Origin of the sequence: Arthrobacter sp. TB 26, assembly GCF_000427315.1 — a bacterium.
Taxonomy (GTDB): Bacteria; Actinomycetota; Actinomycetes; order Actinomycetales; family Micrococcaceae; genus Arthrobacter.
In genome coordinates, this window is sequence record NZ_AUPJ01000293.1 from 4,727 (window position 1) to 7,521 (window position 2,795).

Consider the following 2,795-nt stretch of genomic DNA (forward strand, 5'->3'; position numbering starts at 1 on the left):
CCCCGGAATTCGGGGGTCCCCAGCGCTTTTGCGTAGCGCCAGGCAACATGCGCGTCCGCGGGTGGCGGCGAAGTCCAACCCTAGGGCTTGTCCTTGCCGCGGCGCTTGAGGTAGCGCTCGAATTCCCGGGCGATCGACTCGCCGCTGGCCTCCGGGAGGTCGGCGGTGTCCTTCGCTTCCTCCAACTGGCGCACGTACGCCGCAATTTCCGGGTCCTCGGTGGCGAGCTCATCAACGCCGCGCTCCCAGGCGTCCGACTCCTCGACAAGGTCCGCGGTATCGAGCGGTACCTGCAGCAGCTCCTCGATCCGGTGCAGCAGCGCGAGCTGGGCCTTGGGCGAGGGCGCCTGCGCCACATAGTGCGGCACGGCGGCCCAGAGCGAGACCGTGGGCAGCCCGGCCAAAAGCGACACTTCCGCGAGGACCCCGACGATCCCGACGGGACCCTCGTATTGCGATGCCTCAAGGTCCATCCGCTCACGCAGCGCCGGGTCGTCCGTGGAGGTGCTCACGGGAATCGGGCGGCTGTGCGGCACGTCGGCGAGGAGGGCGCCGACCAGGATCACGTAGTCGACATGGAGCGCCTCGGCATGGACCAGCAGTTCGGCGGTGTACGCCCGCCACTTGTAGGACGGCTCCGTGCCCTGGACAAAGATGACATCCACGTTGGAGTCGGGAACACTGGCCTTGAAAATGCGGGTTGAGGGCCACTTGATCTTCCGCTCCCCGGAAGCGGTGCGGCGGATCGTGGGCCGGGTGAACTGGAAGTCGTAGTACTCGTCGGCGTCGACCGAACCGACCTTCTTGCCGCCCCAGAGCTTGTTCAGGTAGCGCAAGGCATCGCTCGCAGCCTCCCCGGCGTCGTTCCAGCCTTCGAAGGCGGCGAGCATCACTGTGATGCGCCGGCCCTCAGGGACCGGCTGCAGCAGCCGTTCCGGCTCGGGCACGTCGCCCGTTTCCGCGGGGTCTACCTCGAAGCTATTCATCTCTTCACCCTACGTCCAAGGACCCGGCCCCCGCATGGAATGAAGCGCCGGGAATGGCTGCCCCGCGGGCGATATTCGCCGAAGGCGTAGTAACAGGGCCCTCACAGGACCGCACCGTAGACTGGAAAGCATGCACTCCTCAGCTTCCCAGCCCCTTCTCAAAGCCGCGCTCTGGGACATGGACGGCACCATCGTCGACACCGAGCCGTACTGGATTGAGGCCGAACACGCCCTGGTGGAAGCGCACGGCGGGCAGTGGTCCCATGAGAAGGCCATGCAGCTGGTTGGCCAGTCCCTGGTCTTCTCCGCGGGCATCCTGCAGGACGCCGGCGTGACGCTGGAACGCCGGGAGATCATCGACATCCTCACGGCCCATGTCATCAGCCAGGTGCGCATGTCCGTGCCCTGGCGGCCCGGCGCCCGGGAACTGCTGGACGAACTGCACACCGCGGGCGTCCGCTGCGCCCTCGTGACGATGTCCGAGGCCCCGCTGGCCCGTGAGATCGTGGCCAGCCTGCCCAAGCCCTACTTCGATTTCCTGGTCACCGGCGACACCGTCACGCAGGGCAAGCCTCACCCCGAGGCCTACCTCAAGGCTGTCGAACTCCTGCAGGAGCACGACCCGGAACTGGGCCTGCATCACTGCATCGCGCTGGAGGACTCCGAACCGGGCGTGGCGGCTGCCGTCGCCTCCGGCGTGCTGACCGTCGCCATTCCGCACATCATGCCCCTGCCGCATGATCCGCGCCACGCCGTATGGGACACCCTGGCGGGCCGGACCGTGTCCGACCTCGAAGAACTTGTGGCCCTGCGCCACGAATTCCCGGACGCGACCTTCGGCCTGGAACACGGCACGGCGAAGGTGCCCGTCCATGACTGACACCGACACCCGCGGCCGCAGCGGGCAGGAACCCCAGAAACAGGGACGCAAAGAGGGCATCACGCTGGGACGCATCTCCGGCATCCCGGTGATCCTCGCCTATTCGTGGTTCATCATTGCGGCGTTCACGGTGATCCTGTATGGCCCGGTCCTGCAGAGGAACAACCCCGAACTGGGCCTTGGTGCGTACGTTGTGGCGTTCGCCTACGCCGTCCTGCTGCTGGTCTCGGTCCTGGTGCACGAACTCGCGCATGCGCTGACCGCCAAAATCTTCGGCTGGCCCAGCGAAAAGATCGTTCTCAATCTCTGGGGCGGCCACACCCAGTTTGAGAGTTTCACCGCGTCTCCCGGCCGTTCCGTCCTCGTCGCGATGGCTGGTCCCGCAGCGAACTTCGTCCTGGCCGCCGCCGGCTGGCTCCTGCTGACCGGCAGCGACCTCACCGGCGTCGCGGGCATCCTGGCCAACATCTTCGTCTGGGCCAACCTGCTGATCAGCATCTTCAACGTCCTGCCCGGGTTGCCGCTGGACGGCGGCAGGCTGGTCGAATCCGCCGTCTGGAAACTGACGGGCAGCCAGGAAAAGGGCACCGTGGCGGCCGGCTGGGGCGGCCGGATCATCGTGATCGCGCTCGTGGCATGGTTCGTGGCCCTGCCCCTGCTCAGCGGCGGCCGGCCCGACTACTCGCTGATCATCATCACGGCCCTCGTCTGTAGCTTCCTCTGGATGGGCGCCACCGCCTCGATCGAGCAGGCACGGCTGCGGGGCCGGCTGCCCCTCGTGGAAGCCGGCGCGCTGGCCGAACCGGCGGTGGGCCTCCCGGAATGGGCCACAGTCGCGGAAGTGCTGGCACTGGCCCCCGACCCCGTCACAGGGACGGCCCCCGCCGTCGTGCTCTACCGTCCGGACGGGCGCCCGGCTGCCGTGGTCG

Annotated in this window: 3 protein-coding genes; 2 read left to right on the plus strand and 1 reads right to left on the minus strand. The window is 67.7% G+C overall.

From position 1 onward, the window contains the following. Nucleotides 1–80: 80 nt before the first annotated feature. The gene (locus tag K789_RS0110485; RefSeq protein WP_024366716.1) at nt 81–986 is read right to left on the minus strand and encodes a PAC2 family protein; all 906 of its coding nucleotides are present in this window, start codon (nt 984–986) and stop codon (nt 81–83) included. A gap of 130 nt (nt 987–1,116) precedes the next feature. Between K789_RS0110485 and K789_RS0110490 the strand changes: the two genes are divergently transcribed. Then, a complete protein-coding gene (locus K789_RS0110490) occupies nt 1,117–1,866 on the plus strand; it encodes an HAD family hydrolase (RefSeq protein ID WP_051180997.1) in 750 nt (249 codons plus the stop codon). Continuing rightward, the coding region (locus K789_RS0110495; protein ID WP_024366718.1) for a site-2 protease family protein at nt 1,859–2,795 on the plus strand (937 nt) is incomplete at its 3' end. The genes K789_RS0110490 and K789_RS0110495, both read left to right, overlap by 8 nt.

Bases quoted from the DNA above. Each gene is read 5' to 3' on its own strand.
- K789_RS0110485 (WP_024366716.1), bottom strand. From the start codon at position 986: ATGAATAGCTTCGAGGTAGACCCCGCGGAAACGGGCGACGTGCCCGAG.
- K789_RS0110490 (WP_051180997.1), top strand. From the start codon at position 1,117: ATGCACTCCTCAGCTTCCCAGCCCCTTCTCAAAGCCGCGCTCTGGGAC.